Origin of the sequence: Actinoplanes sp. NPDC051851 (assembly GCF_040681165.1) — a bacterium.
Taxonomy (GTDB): domain Bacteria; phylum Actinomycetota; class Actinomycetes; order Mycobacteriales; family Micromonosporaceae; genus Actinoplanes.
The window spans coordinates 1-21,031 of record NZ_JBFAYF010000017.1 but is presented as its reverse complement, the minus strand read 5'-3'; the positions used below and the strand labels follow the sequence as shown (position 1 = coordinate 21,031).

18 protein-coding genes are annotated in these 21,031 nt (G+C 71.8%); 8 read left to right on the top strand and 10 right to left on the bottom strand.

Annotation, left to right across the window (positions count from 1 at the left end):
- Positions 1–20: 20 nt before the first annotated feature.
- Both AB0M08_RS18255 and AB0M08_RS18250 read right to left on the bottom strand, forming a co-directional pair.
- Entirely contained in the window at positions 21–1,328 is a 1,308-nt protein-coding gene (locus AB0M08_RS18255; protein ID WP_364494144.1) for a hypothetical protein, read from the bottom strand.
- Positions 1,329–1,440: 112 nt separating this feature from the next.
- The gene (locus AB0M08_RS18250; protein ID WP_364494141.1) at positions 1,441–1,725 is read right to left on the bottom strand and encodes a hypothetical protein; all 285 of its coding nucleotides are present in this window, start codon (positions 1,723–1,725) and stop codon (positions 1,441–1,443) included.
- Between the two features lie 429 nt (positions 1,726–2,154).
- On the opposite strand from AB0M08_RS18250, the gene AB0M08_RS18245 reads away from it, so the two are divergent.
- The 4 genes from AB0M08_RS18245 to AB0M08_RS18230 all read left to right on the top strand — a co-directional run bounded on the left by AB0M08_RS18245 (position 2,155) and on the right by AB0M08_RS18230 (position 6,205).
- On the top strand, positions 2,155–4,818 hold the full coding sequence (locus tag AB0M08_RS18245) for a nitrate- and nitrite sensing domain-containing protein (protein ID WP_364494138.1): 2,664 nt from the start codon (positions 2,155–2,157) through the stop codon (positions 4,816–4,818).
- Between the two features lie 32 nt (positions 4,819–4,850).
- Positions 4,851–5,231 carry a roadblock/LC7 domain-containing protein gene (locus AB0M08_RS18240; protein ID WP_364494135.1) on the top strand — a complete coding sequence of 127 codons (381 nt, stop codon included), beginning with the start codon at positions 4,851–4,853 and terminating at the stop codon, positions 5,229–5,231.
- Complete coding sequence (locus tag AB0M08_RS18235) at positions 5,224–5,586, top strand: DUF742 domain-containing protein (protein ID WP_364494132.1); 363 nt, start codon at positions 5,224–5,226, stop codon at positions 5,584–5,586. Before AB0M08_RS18240 ends, AB0M08_RS18235 begins: the two co-directional genes overlap by 8 nt.
- 61 nt (positions 5,587–5,647) lie before the next feature.
- Positions 5,648–6,205, top strand: coding sequence for an ATP/GTP-binding protein (locus tag AB0M08_RS18230; protein WP_364494129.1), 558 nt, complete (start codon positions 5,648–5,650; stop codon positions 6,203–6,205).
- A gap of 748 nt (positions 6,206–6,953) precedes the next feature.
- On the opposite strand, the gene AB0M08_RS18225 is transcribed toward AB0M08_RS18230, so the two are convergent.
- A complete protein-coding gene (locus AB0M08_RS18225) occupies positions 6,954–8,345 on the bottom strand; it encodes a tryptophanase (protein ID WP_364494126.1) in 1,392 nt (463 codons plus the stop codon).
- Positions 8,346–8,395: 50 nt separating this feature from the next.
- Entirely contained in the window at positions 8,396–9,484 is a 1,089-nt protein-coding gene (locus AB0M08_RS18220) for a tryptophan dimethylallyltransferase family protein (RefSeq protein WP_364494124.1), read from the bottom strand.
- Between the two features lie 430 nt (positions 9,485–9,914).
- On the opposite strand from AB0M08_RS18220, the gene idi reads away from it, so the two are divergent.
- The 3 genes from idi to AB0M08_RS18205 all read left to right on the top strand — a co-directional run bounded on the left by idi (position 9,915) and on the right by AB0M08_RS18205 (position 11,891).
- Positions 9,915–10,541, top strand: a complete 627-nt coding sequence (gene idi / locus AB0M08_RS18215; protein WP_364494121.1) for an isopentenyl-diphosphate Delta-isomerase — start codon at positions 9,915–9,917, stop codon at positions 10,539–10,541.
- Positions 10,542–10,619: 78 nt separating this feature from the next.
- Positions 10,620–11,207: a hypothetical protein gene (locus AB0M08_RS18210; protein WP_364494118.1), complete on the top strand. Its 588-nt coding sequence runs from the start codon at positions 10,620–10,622 to the stop codon at positions 11,205–11,207.
- On the top strand, positions 11,208–11,891 hold the full coding sequence (locus AB0M08_RS18205) for an ATP-grasp domain-containing protein (protein WP_364494467.1): 684 nt from the start codon (positions 11,208–11,210) through the stop codon (positions 11,889–11,891). It begins immediately after the preceding gene.
- Positions 11,892–11,950: 59 nt separating this feature from the next.
- On the opposite strand, the gene AB0M08_RS18200 is transcribed toward AB0M08_RS18205, so the two are convergent.
- From AB0M08_RS18200 to AB0M08_RS18180, 5 genes are read right to left on the bottom strand one after another with little or no spacing between them, the layout of a single operon-like run.
- On the bottom strand, positions 11,951–12,346 hold the full coding sequence (locus AB0M08_RS18200; RefSeq protein ID WP_364494115.1) for a hypothetical protein: 396 nt from the start codon (positions 12,344–12,346) through the stop codon (positions 11,951–11,953).
- Positions 12,343–13,614, bottom strand: a complete 1,272-nt coding sequence (locus AB0M08_RS18195) for an allophanate hydrolase (RefSeq protein ID WP_364494112.1) — start codon at positions 13,612–13,614, stop codon at positions 12,343–12,345. The genes AB0M08_RS18200 and AB0M08_RS18195 overlap by 4 nt, the downstream gene beginning before the upstream one ends.
- Positions 13,611–17,099 carry a 5-oxoprolinase/urea amidolyase family protein gene (locus tag AB0M08_RS18190; RefSeq protein WP_364494109.1) on the bottom strand — a complete coding sequence of 1,163 codons (3,489 nt, stop codon included), beginning with the start codon at positions 17,097–17,099 and terminating at the stop codon, positions 13,611–13,613. Before AB0M08_RS18190 ends, AB0M08_RS18195 begins: the two co-directional genes overlap by 4 nt.
- On the bottom strand, positions 17,086–17,688 hold the full coding sequence (locus AB0M08_RS18185; RefSeq protein WP_364494106.1) for an urea amidolyase associated protein UAAP2: 603 nt from the start codon (positions 17,686–17,688) through the stop codon (positions 17,086–17,088). The genes AB0M08_RS18190 and AB0M08_RS18185 overlap by 14 nt, the downstream gene beginning before the upstream one ends.
- Positions 17,685–18,485, bottom strand: a complete 801-nt coding sequence (locus AB0M08_RS18180; RefSeq protein WP_364494103.1) for an urea amidolyase associated protein UAAP1 — start codon at positions 18,483–18,485, stop codon at positions 17,685–17,687. Before AB0M08_RS18180 ends, AB0M08_RS18185 begins: the two co-directional genes overlap by 4 nt.
- A gap of 114 nt (positions 18,486–18,599) precedes the next feature.
- Here AB0M08_RS18180 and AB0M08_RS18175 point away from each other — a divergent pair, with 114 nt between their 5' ends.
- The gene (locus AB0M08_RS18175; protein WP_364494100.1) at positions 18,600–19,844 is read left to right on the top strand and encodes an MFS transporter; all 1,245 of its coding nucleotides are present in this window, start codon (positions 18,600–18,602) and stop codon (positions 19,842–19,844) included.
- A 222-nt stretch (positions 19,845–20,066) separates the two neighbouring features.
- On the opposite strand, the gene AB0M08_RS18170 is transcribed toward AB0M08_RS18175, so the two are convergent.
- On the bottom strand, positions 20,067–20,831 hold the full coding sequence (locus tag AB0M08_RS18170; protein WP_364494097.1) for a DUF998 domain-containing protein: 765 nt from the start codon (positions 20,829–20,831) through the stop codon (positions 20,067–20,069).
- Between the last annotated feature and the right edge of the window lie 200 nt (positions 20,832–21,031).

Here is a 21,031-nt window from a genome sequence, read left to right as displayed (position 1 = left end):
CCCCCATAAAGTATGATAAATCACCCAAGAAGTTCGACGGCGACCTCTACCGGAGCCGACTCTCGATCGAAACGTACCCCGCCCTCCACCGCCTCCGCGCGCAAAACCGGGCCCAGCGGCGCCAGCGGGTGCTCCTTCCGCGCCCGGGTGAGCCGATCCAGGTAACGCTCGGTCATCCCGGTCGTCCCGCTCCGGTTCGAGACGAGCCGCCCGTCGCCGAGCCCGGCCGCGTCCCGGAGCCGCTGCGGGTTGAAGAGCATCCGCTTGCTCAGCATCAGGTGCGCCCCGGACGCCCGCGCGTGCGCGGTGAGCAGCCGGTACCAGTCCACCAGCGCGGGGTGGTGGGCGACCAGCCGCCGCAGGTCCCCGTGATCCGCGTCGTGCAGTCCGCCGGCGGCCAGCCCGAAGTCGCCGAGCAGCCGCTCGGGCAGCGGGAGCATCGTCATCAGGTCGGAGATCTCCTCCCGCTCGTGGGTGAGCAGCCCCGGGAAGAGCCGCCGGGCCCGCTCCTCGTACTCCGGGTACGCGATCCCGAGCAGGAAGTCCCGCTTCAGCGCCTCCGGGTCCAGCGCGCCGCTGGGCGGGATGTCGCCGAGCGTCCAGTGCACGGCGAACTGCCGGAACACGTCGAGGAAGTGATCGGGCGCCATACCCTCCTCCGGGGGCAGACCGGCGAAGTCGACCATCAGTCCGCGCAGAGTCGTCAGGAGCACCGTCGCCGCGCGTACGTTGTGAATCGCCTCCTCGGAAGCGAGAGAGGCATGCTCGGGGGTGAGTGGGCAGAGGAGCTCGTTGACCGCCAGTTCGACCGTCTCACCCATCTTGACCAGGACGAAGAAGCGTTCCTCACTGCCCGCTCCGGTGTACGTCCGGACGTGCCCGTCCTCGAAGGCTCCGGGCAGCTCGGCCACCGTCTCGTGGCCCATCCGGACCCGGACCCTGCCGACGTTCCAGCGCACCAGCGAGGCGTAGCCGTCCCGGTAGCAGTGCCCGCTGCCGGTGTGATCGGCGAGCGCCGCGAAGTAGGCGCGGAAGGGGATCTGATCCGTTCCGGACAGCAGCCCGGCGAACGCGTGCTCGGGGTGGTCCCGGCCGTCCGGCTCGTGCTCCTGGTAGTGCCGGGCCACCGAGGCGCCGACGAGCCCGAGCAGCACGGTGAGCTGGCACGCCTGACGCTGGTCCAGCCGGGTGACCACCGGAAGCTCGGGCAGCAGCTCGGCGCGGAGCCGCTCGGTCAGCAGCTCCGGCGGCGCCTGCGCGCCGAGGATCGCCCGGTTGAGGCGGGGCAGTTCGACGTGCACCCACGTCCCGACCACCTCGGGAAGCATCCGGCCACCACCTTCGCGAACGAACCTTTCCGGTCTGTTCGGCGGAAGTCGGGCACCGTTGAGGTCGGCGGCCGTGTCACCGGCGGCCACGTTCCGGCAGCCGTGTTACGGCTCAGGCCTCGCGGCGGCGGCGCTCGATGCGACGGCGTTCCAGGCGGCGCCAGCGCTCGTAGACCTCGGTGGCGGCCTCCTCCGGCTCGGCCGCGCGGCCCGCCTGCCACTGGCGCGGAAGGAAGGCCTCGGCGCCCGCCCAGAGCAGCTCGCTCATCGGCACCGTGCCGCCGTGCAGGCGCATCAGCTCGGCGGCCACCCGGGAGGCGTGCTCACTGCGGCGCCACTGCTCCACCATCGAGGAGCCTCGTTGCAGTTCCTCGTAGTCCTTCGCGTCCAGTTCCATCTCGGGGCCCTTCACCGTGTGCCGCCCGCGGGGAGCGTCCGGGCCGGCTGAGATCAACAAGGCTGGTCCGGGAAGGCTCCGATGTCAAGGCGCCCGGAGCGAGAGAACCGCCACGTTTTCCCAGCTAAAACCGCTTTTCCGGTACGCCCGGAGCCCGGCGCCGCGGCGACCGGACGATCACTGTCCGGCACCGGGACGCCCGGCGATCGCCGTACCCGGGTCATGGTCCATCATGGACAGGCTCCGCCGGTCCGGCAATGACCTTGCCGACGCCCGGCGACGCTGATACCAGTAAGGACAGTCACACCGAAGACTGTGGAGATATGCCTCGCTGGTGCGGATCACGGTCCCCCGCTAGGGTTTGCACGCACATTTGACGGGGGTCGAACCGCGTGCGAGTCGTTGCTTCATGCTGTCCAGATTGGATGAATGTTGGCGCCAACATCGGCCGACCTGACTAGCCCCCCGCCCGGCGCTCCGGCGAGTCCCGCCCCGGCGTCCGAGGTCGCGGAGCGCAGCGGTAAACGGCAGCAGTCGATCCGGCGGCGGGTGGTCCGCCTGGTGCTCGTGCCCAGTGTCGTGGCCCTGGCCGTCTGGCTGGCCGCCTCCGCGTACCTGATCTATCAGGGTTTCTACAACCGTACCGTGGCGGTATCGGTCCGTGAGGTCTCGATCCCCGCCGTCTCGGCCCTCTCCTCGATCCAGCAGGAACGCCGTCTCAGTGTGGCGTACCTGGCCCGCCCCTCGCGGGACCTGACCACGCTGCTCGACCAACGGCGGCAGACCGACGAGCAGCTGACCGAGCTGCGCGCGGTCGCCGACAGCGCCCTGGCCCAGGCGCCGGCCTCGATCACCACCCGGTGGGACACCCTGACCGGGTACCTCGACCAGCTGGCCACCACCCGGAGCGCGATCGACGCCCGGTCGACCTCGGCGGCCCAGGCGTACGCCTTCTACAACGAGCTGCTGGACACCGCGACCGAGCTCTTCGACACCCAGGCCCGCGGCGTGCCGGACGCCACCGCGACCCAGGGCGGTCTCACCTCGACCGAGGTCTTCCGGGCCTCCGACATGATGACCCGGGCCGCCTCGACCATGGACGGCGCGTTCGCCGCCGGATCGCTGACCCGGACCCAGTACCTGGAGTTCGTCCAGCTGGTCGACTCGTACCACTACCAGCTGGACCAGGCCTCCACCCATCTGGAGCCCGGACCGGCGGAGCAGCTCGAGGCGATCGAGGCGAGCAGCGCCTGGAAGGACCTGGTCGCCGCGGAGAACTCGATCATCGCGGCCGGCCCGTGGAAGAAGGGCGTGCCCAGCGCGCTCACGGTGAGCTCGGTCAACCGGGACCGCTGGACCTCGCTGACCGGCACGGTCTCCTCGAACCTCGTGGACCTGACCGTGCTCGAGGCCGACAAGGTCTCCGCACGCACCCTGCGTACCGGTAACAACCAGCTGCTCACCGCGCTCGTCGGCTCGTTGGTCGCCCTGCTCGTCGCGATCATCGCGATCCTCTGGGCGCTGCGCCAGTCCAGCGTCCTGGTCGACCGCGCGCTCTCGATCCGCCTGTCCCGCCTGGGCCAGGAGGCGGACGACCTGGTCGACCAGCGCCTCCCCGCGATCATGGAGCGGCTGCGCAAGCGGGAACAGGTCGACCTGGCCACCGAGTTCGCCAGCAAGGACTACGGCTCCGACGAGATCGGCCAGGTCTCCCGGGTCATCAACCGGTCGCTGCGCGCGGCCGCCGAGGCTGCGGTCGACGAGGCCAAGGCCCGGGCCGCCGGCACCGCGATGCTGATGGGTGTCGCCCGCCGCCCGCAGCGCCCGCTGCAGCGCGGTCTCAAGACCGTCGAGGACCTGCAGGCCCAGATGGGCGACGAGAAGGTGATGGAGCGTCTCTTCGACATCCACCACCAGCTCAACCAGACCCGCCGATTCCTGGAGAACCTGGTCATCCTCGCCGGTGGGCAGATCGGCCGCCGGTTCCAGAAGCCGGTGCCGCTGCGCCGGGTGCTGCTCGCCTCGTTCTCCGAGACGCACAACTACCAGCGGATCAACCTGCGCGGCGGTGCCGACGTCTCGCTGGTCGGCCACGCGGTCGCCGAGGTCGTCCACCTGATGGCCGAGCTGCTGGACAACGCGCTCGCCTTCTCACCGCCCGGCACCACGGTCTGGGTGACCCCGAGCCGGGTCAACCACGGCGTGGCGATCGAGATCGAGGACGCCGGCGTGGGCATGGGCCAGGAGGCGGTGGAGCGGGCGAACACCCTGCTCGCGACCGCTCCGACGCCCGAGGTCACCGAGCTCAAGGACGGGTCCCAGGTCGGCCTCTACGTGGTCGCCGAGCTCGCCAAGCGGGAGGGTCTGCAGGTCAGCCTGCGCCGGTCCGCGTACGGCGGCCTGCTCGCCATCGTGCTGCTGCCGGACCGGGTGCTGGTGGCCGGCGGCGGCGAGCCGGAACCAGCCGACGCGGAGCCGACTCCCCCGGCGGGCCTGGCCGCGGTGCCGCCGCCGGAGGAGCCCCGCCGCGATCGGAACTGGCAGACCGCCACCGGGATCGCGCCGGTGGTGAACCGCTCCTCGGTGGGCGTACTGGAGCCGGAGGCCACCAACGGCCGGGTGCCCGCCCAGCGGCAGCCGCAGCAGCCCCCGTCGCAACCTGGCCCCCTGCAGCAGGCCCCCTCACAGCCGGTCCAGCCGGTCCAGCCGCAGCAGGCGGTCCAGCCGCCGATCGCGCCGCGCGGCCGGCAGACGCTGGGCGGGCTCACCGGGCACACCGCCCCGATACCCGTGACCCCGCCGGTGATCCCACCCGCGGCGCCGCCGGCGGGTGGCCCGCCGGCCGCATCGCCCGCGGCGGCCTCGAACGGCGGGGGCAAACGGCCGCTACCGCAGCGGCGCCCGCAGCAGCACCTCGCGCCGGGATTGCGCGAGGAGGCCGTCGTGGAAGACGACACGGCACAGGTGACGGCATCGCGGTCTCCCGAGGAGGCCCGGAACCGCTTCGCGCGCTACCAACGGGGTTGGGCCGATGGCCGGGCGGCCGACTCCGACGACAACGAACCCACCGCTGAGCAAGGCAGGAACGCGTGACCCACTCGACAGCCCCGAATGATCTGCCCTGGATGTTGGACGACCTCGTCGAGGTGCCACACGTCGTGTCGGTCGTCGTCCTCTCCACCGACGGGCTGATCATTCAGAAGTCCACCTCGATGCCGCAGGACCTGGCCGAGATCCTCGCCGCCGGCTCGTCGTCGATGTACAGCGTCGCGGCCGGCACCGGCCGCCGGTTCGGCAGCGGCCCGGTCCAGCAGGTGGTGATCGAGTACGTGGAGCACACGCTCTTCCTCGCCGCGGCCGGGCAGAACGCGCGCCTCGCGGTGCTCTGTGATCAGAACGTCGACATGGGAATGGTGGCCTACGAAGTGAGCCGCCTGGTCAGCCGGATCGGCGACTACCTGGGCACCGAGGCCCGGTCGGCGCTGGCATCGGAGATCCATGACTGATAGCTGGGACGGCGAGGACGAGGACGAAGCCGGCCGGTTCGTACCGTTGTACATACTGGTCAACGGGCGCACCAGCCCCCGGGACACCGCCCTCGACCTCGCCACCCAGGTCGTCGCGCTCCGGGTCGACACCACCCGGCTGGAGCCCGAGTATCTCCAGATCCTGAGCCGGTGCGGTGGCTGGATCTCCATCGCGGAGATCGGCGCCTACCTGCACATCCCGCTCACCATCATCAAGGTGATGGTGGACGTGCTGCTGGAACAGGGCTACCTGAAGATCGGATCCCCGGCCCAGCAGAAGGTCGTGGACCTCCGGCTGCTGGACGCGGTCCTCGCCGGGCTCGAGCGGCTCTAGCCCCGCCCGCCGCCGAGCGCGGCCTCGTCGTCACAGAATGTTCGTCAAGGAACGAGGAAAAATGGACCGGACATCGGTCAAGATCGTCATTGCCGGTGGCTTCGGTACCGGCAAGACGACGCTGGTGGGTTCGGTGAGTGAGATCGCCCCGCTGACCACGGAGGAGATCCTCACCGAGGCGAGCCTGGGGGTGGACGACACCACCGGCGTGGAGAGCAAGACCCACACGACCGTGGCGCTCGACTTCGGGCGCATCACGATCAGCCCGGACGTGGTGCTGTACCTGTTCGGCACCCCCGGACAGGACCGCTTCTGGTTCATGTGGGACGAGCTCGCCCAGGGCGCGGTGGGCGCGATCGTGCTCGTCGACACCCGGCGCCTGGACAGCAGCTTCCCGGCGGTCGACTACTTCGAACGCCGCCGCCTCCCGTTCATCGCGGCGGTGAACCGGTTCTACGGCGAGTGCGAGTACACCGAGGCCGAGATCCGCAGCGCCCTGGAACTGGGCCCGGAGGTCCCGCTGGTCTGGCTGGACGCCCGCGACCGCGAGTCCAGCAAGATGGCCCTGATCTCCCTGGTCCGCCACGCGATGGCTCGCCTGGCCCTCCGCTCCGCCTGACCCACCGAGCCCGAACCCGATCAGGGTTGATGCATCCCGGGTGATGCATCAACCCTGATGCATCACTCCTGATGCATCAACCCTGATGCATCACTCCTGATGCATCACCCGGGATGCATCACCCGGGATGCATCACCCGGGATGCATCACTCTAGATACATCACTCCTGATGCATCAGGGAGCAATGCCGTCCAGTTGAGGAACTGTCGCTGACGGCAGCATCCATACGTGACCCTGCTGGTCACATCTGGACCACCTGGGCGGGATGCCGGATCCCGTGACAGGGTGCCCGCCCGAACACTCGCCACCCGCGGATCGCCGGCTCCGCGTGCCAGGGTTCGATCATGGACCGGCCGGGCGGCACCCCACGGGCGGTGAGCCGGCGGCCCAGGGGCGCCCCGGCCGATCGGCTGGCGATCCGGGGTGCCTCAGGCCGGTCGGCTGGCGATCCGGGGTGTCTCAGGCGCCCGAGAGACCCCTGAACGCCAGCCACGCCGGGAAAGCTGGCACCCAGAGGTCACTCAAGCCCGCCGACACACCCCAGAACGCCAGCCACCAAGATCATCACCCGCAGTTGATCATGAAAGTCGATCAAGCCCGGCCGAGACACCCCTGACGGTCAGCCAACGGAACCCGGCGTGCCTTCTCGGGGCTGGGGGACCGCTGAGTGCCAGCCGGCAGGAAGAGCGCCGGCCGGCCGGGAAGCGGCGGCGGGTACGGAAAGCGGTGGCGGGCGCGGGTGGAGGGGTCAGGCCTGGATCGGCTCCAGGCGGACCTTGAAGTGGCGGAGCAGGGGCGGGGCCGAGGCGATCCGGTAGCCCCGGATGCGCTCCGGGTCCTTGGCGATGTCGCCGAGCACTCCGGCCACGTACGCGAAATGCTCCTCGGTGTAGACCCGGCGCGGGATCGCCAGGCGGACCAGTTCGAACGGGGCCGGGCCGGTCAGGCGGTTCTCCTCGTCCAGGGTGCCCAGGTAGAGCGACCCTAGCTCGGCGCAGCGGATGCCGCCGTCCAGGAAGAGCTGGCAGCCGAGCGAGTGACCGGGGAACTCGGCCGGGGTCAGGTGTGGCAGCAGGCGCCCGGCGTTCAGGTAGAGGGCGTGGATGCCGGCCGGCTGGATGATGTCCACACCGGCGTCGTTGATCATGCGGGCGAACCGGGCCGTCTGGGTGGCGCGGCCCTCCAGGTACGACGGCTCGGTGACCTCGCGCAGCCCGACGGCGAGCCGCTCGAGGTCGTGGCCGGCGAGACCGCCGTACGTGGAGAAGCCCTCGGTGGCGATCAGGAGCGCCTCGCACTGCTGCCAGAGGTTCTCGTCGCGCAGGCCGATCAGGCCGCCGATCGCGGTGAGGCCGTCCTTCTTGAGGCTGATCAGGCAGCCGTCGGCGAGCTCGAAGGCGCGGGTGGCGATCTTCCGGGGCGTCCAGTGCGAGTAGCCGGGCTCGCGCTGCTTGACCAGCCAGGCGTTCTCCGCGAAACGGGCGGCGTCCAGGAAGAACGGTACGCCGTGGCGCTGGGTGATCTCGCGGACCGCCTCCAGGTTCGCCATCGAGACGGGCTGGCCGCCGAAGCCGTTGTTGGTGATCGTCATCAGCACCAGGCCGACCCGCGAACCCTCCGGCCCGGCGAGCGTGCTCTCCAGCGCGTCCAGGTCGATGTTGCCCTTGAACGGCTCGTCGCTGTCCAGGTCGCGGGCCTCGGCGCAGGGCAGGTCGCGGGCCTCGGCGCCGGCCAGCGTCACGTTGGCGCCGGTGGTGTCGAAGTGGGTGTTGCTCAGGCAGAGCTGGCCCGGCTTGAGCAGGCTGGTGAAGAGCACCCGCTCGGCGGCCCGGCCCTGGTGTGTGGGGAGCAGGTGCGGGTAGCCGGTGAGCAGGGCGGCCGCGTCGCGGAAGCGGAACCACGAGCGGGCGCCGGCGTACGACTCGTCACCCCGGGCGGCGGCGGCCTCCTGGTCGGTGGAGGTGGCGCCGGTGCCGGAGTCCGAGAGGAAGTCGATGGTGACCTGGTCGGCGCGCAGGTTGAACGGGTTGTACCCGGCCTCGGCGAGCGCGGCGCGGCGCTGCTCGGGCGAGAGGAACGGGATCGGCTCGACGACCTTGATCCGGTACGGCGGGGGCTTCCTGATCGGATCGGATAACACGGGGGGCTCCTTGTGATGTGGGGGGCTTGCTGCAGAAAGGGCGAACGCTCTTACGCGGCGGGCAGGCTGACCGAGCGGGGGGCGCGGGTCTCGTACGCCTCGGAGCTCAGGTAGACCGTCATGCCGGGACGTGGGGGGCCCAGGCGGAGGGAGGAGTGCGCGATGAGGCCGACGCCGTCGGTGAGGGGACGGTCGCTGATCGCGGCGAGGGCCCGGTCGAGGACGGCGGGGTCGAACCGGTAGCGCGAGAGCAGCGGCAGGATCCGCTCGCGGGCCTCGCTGTCGTCGGTGACGTAGCTGCGGATCGGGACGTAGATGCTGTACCCGTTCGGGCGGTCGGCGCCGCCGGTGACGGTGAAACTGCCGACCAGGGGGCGGCCGGAGTACCGGTGCGAGCGCCCGCTGCGGCTGATGAAGTCGATGAGCTCGTCGGGGTCGACGCCGTCGACGACGGTCGCGGCCCGGGCGACGTCCTGGGCGGTGGCGTCGTGGTGCGCGAGGTAGAGCTTGACCCGCGCCTGTGGCGTGTCGTGCAGGTCGAGGGCGAAGAAGGCGAGCCGGTCGAGGCGGCCCTGTTCGCCCGAGCGTATCGAGTGTTTCAGCATGGTCCGGTAGCCCGGGCCCAGGCCCAGCCGGTCGAACGCCTCGCCGATCAGGTCGAAGGCGCGCTCCCGCCCCTCCACCTCCGGGTTGAAGTAGACCTTGAACTCGGGGCGGCGGCCGCTGCGGAACACCAGCGAGAGCCAGAGCACGAAGTCGCCCTGCGGGTTCGCGGTGGTGAACAGGTCGCGTACCGCGTCGAGGCGGGTGGTGGAGAGGCCGTACCGCTCGCTCTGCGCCCGCAGGAAGTCGAGGTTGGCGGCGTGGTTCTCGCGGACGCCCGGCCGGGCGCCGAAGCCCTCGGCGAGGATGCGCAGCGCGGGTGGCTCGCTCTCGTTGTACGCGATGGAGAACTCGACCGGCGAGTGGTCGTCGGCGACGTCCGAGAGGAACGCGGGCGGGGCCGAGAGTGGCCGGTTCCGGTGCGGGCCGAGCAGTTCACCGAGCAGTTCGACCGGTGCCGACGGGTCGAGCCCGAGGACACCACAGAGGCGGCTCATCTGGCCACCGAGGTGATCCGAGACAGACAAGTCCTGCATGCGACTCCTGTTCTTCCCGGCAGCCGCCACCGCCGACCTACCCGTGTTCGGGCGGCCCGCGAGATCGCGCGCCCCAGCTATCGTCATTTGATCATTAGGGCACCGTCGAGTGAGACGTCGGTCACAATGGACGGTCCGCAACCCATAAATGTCACCGTCCGCAATGGTCAATCATCGACATGAATGGGAAATGCGCAGGTCAGGAACGTGACTGTGAACCCGCTTTCCAGCACGGAAAGTGAGTAACGATATGGTTACGTCACGTAGCCACGCACGTCATCGCGCCGATGTGATCTTGAAAGGGCGACGCACCGTCGCGCTGGCGGATCGCGGAGACGATCGGTTAGGGTGCGCCGTAGCGGTACGAACCAATACGGTCACGCTGCGACACCGGCGCCTTCCTTAATCGAGCTTGCAGGCAGGGAACACTGTGGAACACGTCATTCTGCTCGACGAAGCAGGCGAGGCCATCGGCCTGCGGGACAAACAGACCGTCCACACCGACGCCACCCCCTTGCACCTGGCTTTCTCGTGCTACGTCTTCGACGCCGAGGGCCGCTATCTGGCCAGCCGGCGGGCGCTGAGCAAGAAGACCTGGCCGGGGATCTGGACCAACAGCGTCTGCGGCCACCCCGCGGAGGGCGAGACCCTCGCCGACGCCGTCCGCCGCCGCGCCTCCTACGAGCTGGGCCTCCCCCTCGACGAGGTCCGGCTGGTCCTCCCCGCGTTCCGGTACCGCGCCGAACTGCACGGCGTGGTCGAGAACGAGATGTGCCCGGTCTTCTACGCCACGGCGAGCGCCCTCCCCCGGCCGAACCCGGCGGAGGTCGAGGAGACCCGCTGGCTCTCCTGGGCGGAGTTCCAGGCCGCCGTCTCGGCCGAGGGCTCGGAGTTCTCCCCCTGGTCGCAGCTGCAGATCCAGCAGCTGGCGGCGCTCGGCGACGACCCGGCCGCCTGGCCGGAGGGCGACCCCGCGCTGCTCCCCCCGGCCGCCCGGATCACCGCGACGGCGACGCGCGACGACGAACCGGCCGCCCGGATCAGCGTCGCGGGCTGACGCCGGCCTCGTCACCGATCATCACGGCCTCTCGTTGCGATCAGTGAATGGGCTGACGCGACCGGAAGGGGACCGCCGGTGTCCGAGGGGAAAGTATTCGTCCAGGTCGGCGCGGGCCGGGACGGTCTGGATCCGTACCTCGGCGCGGCACGCCGCCGGGGGATGACCGCGATCCTGGCCGAGACGCCCGACCATCTCCGGTGGCGGAGCGTGCTCGGGCGGAGCGCGTTCGACGCGGTGGTCGCGGTGGATCACCCCGCCGACCCGGGCGAGCTGAGCGCGGCGATCCGGGCGCTCGGTGTGGCCCCGGCCGTGGTGCTCGCCGGGTTCGAGCGGTACGTCGACTCCGCGTACCGGGCCGCACGGGCCCTGGGCGCGGCGCCGAGCGGGCAGTCGCCGGACTTCTGCAGCCCGTACAAGCGCGCCCAGCGGACCGTCATGACGAACGCGGCGATCCCGGTACGGCAGCCCCGGCACGGCTTCGCGGACACGCTGGACGACCTGGAGACCGCGGCCGAGGGGCTCAGCTTCCCCGTGGTGATCAAGCCGGACAACGGCGGCGGCGGGCTGGGCGTGGTGATGCTGGCCGACCGCCGGGACCTGCCGCTCGCCCGCCGGGAGCTGGGCCGGCTGCGCAACTACGACGGCGGCGGGTTCACCGGCTAGATCGTCGAGGAGTTCGTCGACGGTACGGAGCTCTCGGTGCAGGCGGTCGCGCGGGACGGCGCGGCGGAGATCCTGACCCTCTGCGAGAAGCTGACCACGACCGAGCACGACGGCCCGCTCTACAGCTTCCGCGAGGCGGGGCACGTCGCGTATCCGGGCGCCGAGGTGGACGCGCGGGTCCGCGGGTTCGTCGACGCCTGCGTGGCGGCGGTCGGGTACGCGAACGGCCCGTTCCACGTGGACCTGATCCGCGGCGCGGACGGCGCCCTCGACCTGCTGGAGATGGGCTTCCGGCTCTCCGGCATGGGGATCACCGAGCTGATCGAGCGGACCACCGGCCGGGACTGGGGCGACGACGCGCTCGGCGCGCACCTCGGCGAGCGCCGGGCGCCCGTGACGGCGGCACCGCGCCCGTACACCGGCCAGGCGACGCTGCGGCACGCCGACGAGCTGGCCGCCGCCGAGTCCCTCCCCTCCACCGGCGGCCTCCGGGTGGAGATCCAGTACCTCCGGCCGCCCACGCTCCCCGCCGACTGGTCGGCGGGCGTACCGGAGTCGCTGCGCGCCGACGTGACCCGCCACGCGGCCGCCCTGGCCCGCGTGGTCATCGCCGCCCCCGACCCCACCCGCGTCACCCGCGCCCTGGAGACCTGCCTGACCACGTCCGCGCCGGTCCCCGTCTGAAGGTTCCGGCCGGCGCCGAGGGCTGCGCCGGAGGCCTCGACACAGCCCGCAGACCCGGCCTAGAAGCGGGCAGCGGACTGATACGAGCGCCAGCCGCCGAAGGACGTGATGTCCGGGGCGCCGGCGATCGCGTACGGCTCGACCAGGAAGCCCGGTACCTCGGTGCCGTCGGCGAGCTGGACCCTGCCGATGGTCATCGGGGCGGGCAGACCGGCGACGAACTCACCGAACCCGGCGGGCGGCATCGACCACACCTCCAGGTCGATCGCCGCGCCGCCGTCGGTCACCCGGAGCATGCCGGGCTTGGGCGGGCTGGCGGTGAGCGCGTACAGGCGGTAGTGCGGGGCGGTGCTGCCGGCGAACTCCAGCGCGGCGCCCCGGTCGAGCAGCTGATGGTTGAGGGGCATGCCGGTCAGGTGCGCCCCGACCACCGCGATCCGCAGCCGTTCGCTCATAGATCGAAACCCTTCTCGCGTACGGCGGCGATGGAGGCGAGGCGCCGGTCGCTGAACGCCGGGCCGATCAGCTGTACCCCGAACGGCAGGCCACCCGCCGTCCCCGCGGGCACCGCCAGCGCGGCCAGGTCGAGCATGTTGGCGAAGTTGGTGAACCGGCCCATCCGGGTGTTGACCGCGACCGGCTCGGCGGCGACCGCGGCGAGCGTGGGGTGCCCGGTGGTGGTCGGCAGCAGCAGCGCGTCCACCTCGGCGAAGATCGACGCGGCGACGCGCCGGTAGCCGTCGATCCGCTCCAGGTCCTGGAAGAGCCGCCAGGCGGGCAGGTCCCGGGCGCCGCCGATGATCGCGCGGACGGTCGGGTCGACCTCGTCCGGGTGCTCGTCGATGAACGGGCCGACCGCCGTGTACCGCTCGGCGACCAGGGCGCCCTCGTAGAGCAGCCGGGCCGCGGCGAGCAGCGGCTCGATGTCGACGATGACCGTCTCCGGGCAGCTGGCCACCACGGCGGCGAAGCGCTCGGCCCAGCCCGGGTCGAGCTCGCCGAGCGCGCCCGGCGCCGGGACACCGATCCGCACAGGGCCGGCGGCGGGCACGCCGGGCGCGGGCACGCCGGGCGCGGAACGCTGCTCGGGGAACGGCCGGGAGAGCGGGTCGCGCTCGTCAAAACCGGTCATCACCTCGGTGACCCGGCGGGCCAGGGCGAGGTCCGCGGCGAAGACGGTGACCACGTCGAGCGAGCGGCAGGCCGGGACCACCCCGGCGGCGCTGACCGTGCCCTTGGTCGGCTTCACGCCGTAGAGGCCGTGCAGGGCTGCGGGCACCCGGCCGGAGCCCGCCGTGTCGGTGCCGAGCGCGAAGTCGGCGGCGCCGAGCGCGACGGCCACCGCCGAGCCGCTGCTGGACCCCCCGGAGATCCGGGCCGGATCGGTCGCGTGCCGGACCGCGCCGTACGGGCTCCGGGTGCCGACCAGCCCGGTGGCGAACTGGTCCAGGTTGGTGGCGCCGAGCACCACGGCGCCGGCGGCGCGCAGCCGGGCCACCGCGGTCGCGTCCCGGGCCGGGTCGTAGGCGTACGCCGGGCAGCCCGCGGTGGTCGGGATGCCCGCCACGTCGATGTTGTTCTTGACCGCGAAGACCAGCCCGGCCAGCGGCAGCCCGGCGGCGACGGCCTCGTCGACCTCCCGCTGGACCTCGGTCTGGGGGCGCAGCGTGATCCAGGCCTCCGGTCGCTCGGCGGCCCGCGCATAGCGATCGTCCAGGTTCACGAGATCACCGCCAGGATCGTGCCCGGCGCGACCTGGGCGCCGAGCTCCACCGGCAGGCTGTGGATCCGCCCGGACCGGGGTGCCACCACTACCGACTCCATCTTCATCGCCTCCACCGCGAGTAGGGGCTGGCCCGCCTCGACGTGGTCACCGGGTGCCACGTCGATCCGGAACACACTGGACACGAACTGGGCCTCCACGGGATCGGCACCTTCCGGGACGTCGACCGCCTTTTCCGCCGGGGCGGGGGGCGTCAATTCCGTACGATCGAATTCGCCGGAGGCGTCCCAGGCCTCGCGCTCGACCGCGAAGGCCGCGCCCTGACGTCGCCGGAAGGCGGCTATTGACTGATCGTTTTCCGTCAGGAAAGCGCGGTAGGCGGCGAGGCTGAACTCGCCCTCCTCGACCCGCAGCGGCAGGCGGCCGGCGGCCATGTCGGCGCGCATCGCGAGCAGTTCGTCCGGTTCGACGGGGTACCAGCGGATCCGGTCGAAGAACCGCAGCAGCCAGGGGACGCCGTCGGCGAACGGGCCGCGCTGGGCGTGCGTGGCCCAGACCTGGACGGTACGGCCGACGAACTGGTAGCCGCCGGGGCCCTCCATGCCGTAGACGCAGAGGTACGAGCCGCCGATGCCGACCGCGTTCTGCGGCGTCCAGGTGCGCGCCGGGTTGTACTTCGTGGTGACCAGCCGGTGCCGCGGGTCGACGGGGGTCGCGACCGGCGCGCCGAGGTAGACGTCGCCGAGGCCGAGGACCAGGTACTCCGCGTCGAAGACGGTGCGGTAGACGTCGTCGACGCTCTCCAGGCCGTTGATCCGGCGGATGAACTCGATGTTCCACGGGCACCACGGCGCATCGTCCCGGACACCGGCCATGTAGCGGCGGATCGCCTCGCGGGTGCTCGGGTCGTCCCAGGCCAGCGGCAGGTGGACGGTCCGGCTCGGCACGGTGAGATCGTCGTCGGGCGGGAGCGACGCGTCCGCCTTCCCGACGGCCTCGATCAGCCTCTCCTGGGTGATCACCGCGGGGTCGAAGTGGATCTGGAGGGAGCGGATGCCCGGCGTGAGCTCGACCGGCTGGTGTTCCATCGCGGTCATCAGCGCGTGGACCCGCATCCGGACGGCGATGTCCAGGACCATCTCGCCGTACTCGACCAGGAGGTTGCGGTCACCGCTGCGCCGGATGGTCAGCGCGCCGCTCCGGTGCAGGATGCCCTGGTCGTGCACGGCGGGGCGGTCGTCCCCGCGGTCGTCGACCGGGCGGAACCGGACGGTGTCGCCGGGGCGGAGCTGGCCGAGCTTCCACAGGTCGGCGGTGGCGACGGTGGCCGGGCAGGTGAATCCACCGAGGCTGGGGCCGTCCGGGCCGAGCAGGATCGGCAGGTCACCGGTGTAGTCGACGGCGCCTATGGCGTACGGCGTGTCGTGGACGTTGGAGGGGTGCAGGCCGGCCTCGCCGCCGTCGGGGCGGGCCCACTCGGGCTTGGGGCCGACCAGCCGGACGCCGGTACGGGCCGAGTTGTAGTGCACCTCCCAGTCGGTGTCGTAGAACGTCGCCATGCTCGCCGCGGTGAAGAACTCCGGGGCGGCGTGCGGCCCTTCGAGGGCGTCGAGCTCCCAGGCCCGGCCGATATCCGGCCTTTCGTCCACCTTTATCGCGACTTCTGATGACGTTTCGGCAAGCGCGAGGATGTCGCCCACCCGCAGCGGCTTGCCGGTGAAGCCGCCCATCTCCCCCAGGTCGAACGTACTCGCCGAGCCGAGGACCTCGGGCACGTCCAGCGAACCCTGGATCAGCAGGTAGGAGCGCATCCCCCGGGTCGCCGTGCCGATCGCGACGAGCCCGCCCGCGGGCACCTCGACCGGCTCCCACTGCGGCCGCTCGGCGCCGTCCACCGTGAGCGGCGCCGGCGCCCCGGTCAGCATGATCGTCGCGGCGGCGTGGAACCGCAGCGTCGGGCCGGACATGGTGATCTCCAGGCCGGGCGCGCCCTCCGGGTTACCCAGGGCCCGGTTGCCCAGCCGGAACGAGAGGTCGTCCATCGGGCCGGACGGCGGGATGCCGACCTGCCAGTAGCCGCGCCGGCCCGGCCAGTCCTGCACGGTGGCGAGCAGCCCGGTGCGGACCACCTCGATCCGGCGGGCGGTGTTGACCACGCCGGCCAGCGTGCCGGTGTGGTGCTCCCCCGCGAGCACGGCGGGCTCCGCCGCGGCCGAGGCGAGCAGGCCGAGGTTGGTGGCGACGCCGTCGATGCGGGTGCCGGCCAGGGCCCCGCGCATCGCCGCCCAGGCGCTCTCCCGATCGTCTCCGGTCACGATGAGCTTGGCGAGCATCGGGTCGTAGTAGGCGGTGACCTCGGCGCCGGGCTCGATCCAGCCGTCGAACCGGATGCCGGGCGGCACCTCGCAACGGGTGATCGTGCCGGCGCTCGGGACATTGCCCAGGTCGGTGTTCTCGGCGTAGACACGCGCTTCGACAGCCGCGCCCCTTGCCGCTATTGTTCGCGACATAAAGGATTTATCGCCCAGGGCCAGTCGCAACATCCACTCGACCAGGTCGATCCCGTAGACCGCCTCGGTGACCGGGTGCTCGACCTGCAGCCGCGTGTTGACCTCGAGGAACGCGAACTCCTCGCGCCCCGCGTCGTAGATGTACTCGACCGTCCCCGCCGACCGGTAGCCGACCGCCGCGCAGAGCCGGACCGAGGCCTCGGCCATCGCCTCCCGGATCGCCACGGGCAGGCCGGGCGCCGGGCACTCCTCGAGGACCTTCTGGTTCCGGCGCTGGAGCGAGCAGTCCCGGTCACCGATGGCCCGGACGTGCCCCTCGCCGTCGCCGAAGACCTGCACCTCGACGTGCCGGGCCTCGGTGACCAGCCGCTCCAGGAAGACCTCGGCCGATCCGAAGCTCGCGGCCGCCAGCCGCCGCACGTCGGCCCAGGCGGCACCGAGCGCGTCCGGGCCGGCGCAGGCGCGCATGCCGATCCCGCCGCCGCCCGCGGTCGCCTTGAGCATCACCGGGTAGCCGATCCGGTCGGCGGCGGCGAGCGCCTCGTCCAGGTCGGCGAGCACTCCGGTGCCGGCCAGGAGCGGCACCCCGGCGGCCTCGGCGGCGGCGCGGGCGGTGTGCTTCTCGGCGAACAGGGCCAGGTTCGCCACGGTCGGCCCGACGAACGTGATGCCCTCGGCGGCGCAGCGCTCGGCGAAGACCGTGTTCTCGGAGAGGAAGCCGTAGCCGGGGTGGATCAGCGTCGCGCCGGTGCTCTTCGCCGCGGCGATCACCGCGTCGACGTCCAGGTAGCTCTCCGCCGCCGGTGCCGGGCCGAGGCGCACGGCCTCGTCGGCGAGCCGGACGTGCGCGGCGCCCCGGTCCGCGTCGGAGAAGACCGCGACGGTGCGGATCCCCATCTCCCGGGCGGTCCTGATGATCCGGACCGCGATCTCGCCCCGGTTGGCGATCAGGAGGACGGCGTCACGCGCGGTCATGAATGATCATCCGGGCGCGGGACGGGTCGAAGCCGTTGCAGGGGTTGTTGATCTGCGGGCAGTTGGAGACCACGACCAGGGTGCGGGTCTCGGCGCGCATGCTCACCGACAGGCCGGGTGCGGAGATGCCGTCCACGATGCCGAGCGCGCCGTCCGGGTCGACCGGCACGTTCATGAACCAGTTGACGTTGGAGACCTGGTCGCGCTTGCCCATGCCGTACTTCGCGAACTCCATCAGGAAGTTCTCCGCGCAGGCGTGCTGACCGAAGGTGTGGTGGCCGTACCGGAGGGTGTTCGACTCCTTGGAGCAGGCGCCGCCGAGCGTGTCGTGCCGCGCCACGTCGGTCGCCGTGATGGTCAGCAGCGGCGCGGACTCACTGGTCCGCAGCACCGAGCCGGTGGTCAGGTAGACCGAGTCCTGCTCCTGCAGCGTGGTCTGCGCGCTGTAGGCGTCCCCGCTCGGGTAGCCGTAGGCGAGGAAGTCCACCGCCTGGTTCCCGTCCAGGTCCACGATGGTCAGCCCCTGCCCCTTCTCCAGGATGGCCGACCAGGGCGCGCGTGGCGCCACGATCTCGTCCCGCACGATCATCGAAGCCCCCTGGCCCGCAGGTAGTCGGTGGTGTTCCGGTAGGCCCGGCGGCGTTCCGGGTCCGCGTCCTTTTCAAGATCGACTTCTGTTCCCGTACGCCAGGAAACGATCTGAAGGCGGCCGCAGGCGAAGTTCTCACGTGGATCGCGGGGGTGTGCCGTGTTGGCGATCAGCACGATCAGCGGCATCTCGGCCCGGAACCGGATCGACGTCCCGGCGCCCGCGCTGCCCCGCCACTGCGGGGTACCCTCGGGCGTGATCCGCACCCCCTGGAAGAAGGTGAGCGCGGGCGGCAGGTCACGAGGACCGAGACCGTGCTTGGCGGCGGCGAGTTTGAGCAGCTCACGACCGGCGGGCGAGGGGCCCTGCGGGCTGCCGTCGCCGTACCGCCGCTCGTTGCGGTCCCGGGTGCTGACCCCGTAGAACGAGTCGTGCCGCCCGGAGGAGTCCGCGACCACGGTGGCGAGCGCCCGCCCCTGGTCGGAGAGGAGCACCTGCCCCTCGCTCGTGTAGACCTGCCACTGGACCTTGACGGTGTCCGCGACGTTGAGGCGCTCGTGGGTCTCCAGCGCGTTGTAGACGAGCACGGCCGCGCAGGCGTCCCCGTCCAGATCGGTGAGCTCGACCAGGGTCCCCGGCGCCAGGACCGCGTGCGCGTACCCGCCGCCCGCCACGGTCTCCGCCCAGGTCACATTGTCAAGCTCGACCCCCTCGGGCAGCGGGGGCTGCTCGGCGGCCCTCTCCTGAGCGCGGGCGTGCGCCCGGGCACCCGCCGTGGTCGCGGTTCCCTCGGTCACCTCACCACCTACTTTCTATCGCTTGATAGAAAGTAGAGACCGCCCCGGTGACGCCGGGAGATCCGCGCTGTTTCGGGCCCGTTTCGGCTTCCCCGAACAGTTAAGGTGATGGATATGTCGCCCGACCGCGCCCTCGTCCGCGGCCGGGTGGCCGTCTCCCTCACCTTCCTGCTCTTCGGTACGGCCCTCGGCGCGTGGACCTCCCGTATCCCGGCGATCAAGGAACGGCTGGCGCTCTCCGACGGCTCGCTCAGCGTCGCCCTGCTCGCCTTCGCCGCCGGCTGCATCCTCGGCATGTCCGTACTCGGCCGCCTCACCGACCGCTTCCCCCTGCTGATCCCGGCCGCGCTGCTGGAGGGTGCGCTGCTCGTCCTCCCCGGCCTCAGCCCCACGCTGGCGACCCTGTCGGCCGCGCTCTTCGCGTTCGGCGCCGTCCACGGCACCCTCAACATCGCGATGAACGCCGCCGCCGTCGAGCTGCAGCGCCGGTGGGGCACCCCGATCATGTCCTCGTTCCACGCCGTCTACAGCCTCGGCGGCTTCCTCGGCGCGATCATCGGCGGCGCTTTCGCCCACGCCGCCCTCCCGGCGTCCACCACCCTCCTCTGCGTGGGCGGCGCCGTCCTGCTGCTCGCGGCCTGGGCGGCGCGGTGGACGCTCCCGCAACTCCGCCGGCGGCCGGCATCGCGCCCCGCCCCCACGTCGCCTCCCTCTCCCCCTTCCTCCTCTCCGGCTTCCTCTTCTCCGGCTTCTTCCTCTTCTCCGGCTTCTTCTCCGGACGGCCGGCGCCGGTTCATCCTGGTCCTCTTCGGCGCGCTCGTCCTCTGCACCCTGGTCGGCGAGGGCGCCGCGGCCGACTGGAGCGCCGTCTACCTCCGCGACGACCTGCACACCAGCCCGGGTTCCGCCGCGTACGGCTACGCCGCCTTCGCCGTCCTGATGACCGTGGGCCGTCTCGCCGGCGACCGCCTGACCCGCTCGCTCGGCCCGGTCCGGGTGGTCCGCTACAGTGCCCTGCTCGCCGCGGCCGGCCTGGGCACCTGCCTGCTGCTCGACCGCCCGGCCGCTGGCGTCCTCGGTTTCGGCCTGCTCGGCCTGGGCCTGTCCTGCATAGCCCCGCAGGTCTTCTCCGCCGCGGGCGATCGCGACCCCGGCCACCCGGGCCGCGCCCTGTCGACGGTGGCCGGCATCGGCTACGTCGGCTTCCTCCTGGGCCCGATCCTGATCGGCGCCGCCGCCACGGTGATCGGCCTGACCGCCGCCCTCGGCATCCCCGTCCTGCTGGCCCTCTTCGTAGCCGCCACCGCCACCACGATGCGCACCCCGACCCACCGCGAGCCCGCACCCCACCCCGCCTGACCGCTCCCGATCACCCGACCCACCGACGCGTTCCGGCTGGCCGCCAGGGGCCCCTCACCCCCGCCCACACACCCCCAGACCCCAGGGGCGGCACACCCTGGCCGGCCGTCAGGGGTGCCTCGGCCGGCGCGACACACCCATCAGCGCCAGCCGCCCTCCGGCCGGAAGCGTTCGGGCGGGAGCATGCGGTCAGGCCGGGAGCGTTCGGGCGGGAGCATGCGGTCAGGCCGGGAGCGAATCGGTGGACGGCTGCCGGGTGCGGGTGGCGCGGATCGCCCACCAGGCCAGGAGCAGCACCGTCGTCACCTCGACGAGGCCGAGGAGGCGCTCGAAGGTGCCGAGCGGGATCGCCTGCCACCAGCGGACGCCGGTCCAGGACTGGGAGATCAGGGCGTACAGGATCGGAGTGAAGCAGAGCAGGGAGGCCGCGCCGCCCAGGGCGACCGACCGCGCGGCGCGCGGATCCCCGACGGCGGAAGCGGAAACCGGCGCGTGGACGGCAGGCGCGTGGACGGCAGGGGCCTGGGCTGCAGAGGCGTGAGTGGCGGGCGTGGGGTGGCGGAGCCATGGAGCCGCGGCGAGGAGGGCGCCGGCGGGGAGGCTCACGAAGGCGACCAGGCTGAAGAAACGGTGGATGTCGCCGCTGATGGACGGGCCGCCGCCGGACCAGCTGTGCTTCTGGAACCAGACGACGCCGATCAGGCCGACCACCCACGCGGCCAGGGCGATCACCGCGCCGCGGCGCAGCACGCCGGTCCGGTGCAGGGCGATCAGGATGCCGGCGGAACCCGCGGCGAGCAGCAGGGTGGCCGTGTCGAAGACCCAGCCGTTCGGGAGGAGGGCGTACTGGCTGATCGTGCGGCGGGTCCAGTCCAGCGAGGCCGAGGGTGGCAGGACGTGGAGCAGCGCGAAGAGCGTCAGGGACGTGGCCACGCAGACGACACCCAGTGCGGCGAGGGCCAGGACGGTACGGGGTCCGATTCTCATCACAGCAGCTCTCATCGCGGCAACGCTGCCACGGATTTCTGTGCGCCCACTATGGAGTGACTTCGGCTGGTCCTCAGGGGTGCATCGAGGGCCTCGACACACCCGTGACCCTGCTGGCTTATTCGGGGTTTAGGCGGCGAGGGTGAAGTCGAGGCGTTGTAGGTGGGTGGTGCGGGTGCGGTCGAGGGGGTGGCCGGTCC

Excerpts from the sequence above, each read along its gene's own strand:
- AB0M08_RS18255 (WP_364494144.1), bottom strand. The coding sequence starts at position 1,328 with ATGCTTCCCGAGGTGGTCGGGACGTGGGTGCACGTCGAACTGCCCCGC.
- AB0M08_RS18250 (WP_364494141.1), bottom strand. The coding sequence starts at position 1,725 with ATGGAACTGGACGCGAAGGACTACGAGGAACTGCAACGAGGCTCCTCG.
- AB0M08_RS18245 (WP_364494138.1), top strand. The coding sequence starts at position 2,155 with ATGTTGGCGCCAACATCGGCCGACCTGACTAGCCCCCCGCCCGGCGCT.
- AB0M08_RS18240 (WP_364494135.1), top strand. The coding sequence starts at position 4,851 with ATGTTGGACGACCTCGTCGAGGTGCCACACGTCGTGTCGGTCGTCGTC.
- AB0M08_RS18235 (WP_364494132.1), top strand. The coding sequence starts at position 5,224 with ATGACTGATAGCTGGGACGGCGAGGACGAGGACGAAGCCGGCCGGTTC.
- AB0M08_RS18230 (WP_364494129.1), top strand. The coding sequence starts at position 5,648 with ATGGACCGGACATCGGTCAAGATCGTCATTGCCGGTGGCTTCGGTACC.
- AB0M08_RS18220 (WP_364494124.1), bottom strand. The coding sequence starts at position 9,484 with ATGCAGGACTTGTCTGTCTCGGATCACCTCGGTGGCCAGATGAGCCGC.
- AB0M08_RS18200 (WP_364494115.1), bottom strand. The coding sequence starts at position 12,346 with ATGAGCGAACGGCTGCGGATCGCGGTGGTCGGGGCGCACCTGACCGGC.
- AB0M08_RS18190 (WP_364494109.1), bottom strand. The coding sequence starts at position 17,099 with ATGACCGCGCGTGACGCCGTCCTCCTGATCGCCAACCGGGGCGAGATC.
- AB0M08_RS18185 (WP_364494106.1), bottom strand. The coding sequence starts at position 17,688 with ATGATCGTGCGGGACGAGATCGTGGCGCCACGCGCGCCCTGGTCGGCC.
- AB0M08_RS18175 (WP_364494100.1), top strand. The coding sequence starts at position 18,600 with ATGTCGCCCGACCGCGCCCTCGTCCGCGGCCGGGTGGCCGTCTCCCTC.
- AB0M08_RS18170 (WP_364494097.1), bottom strand. The coding sequence starts at position 20,831 with ATGAGAATCGGACCCCGTACCGTCCTGGCCCTCGCCGCACTGGGTGTC.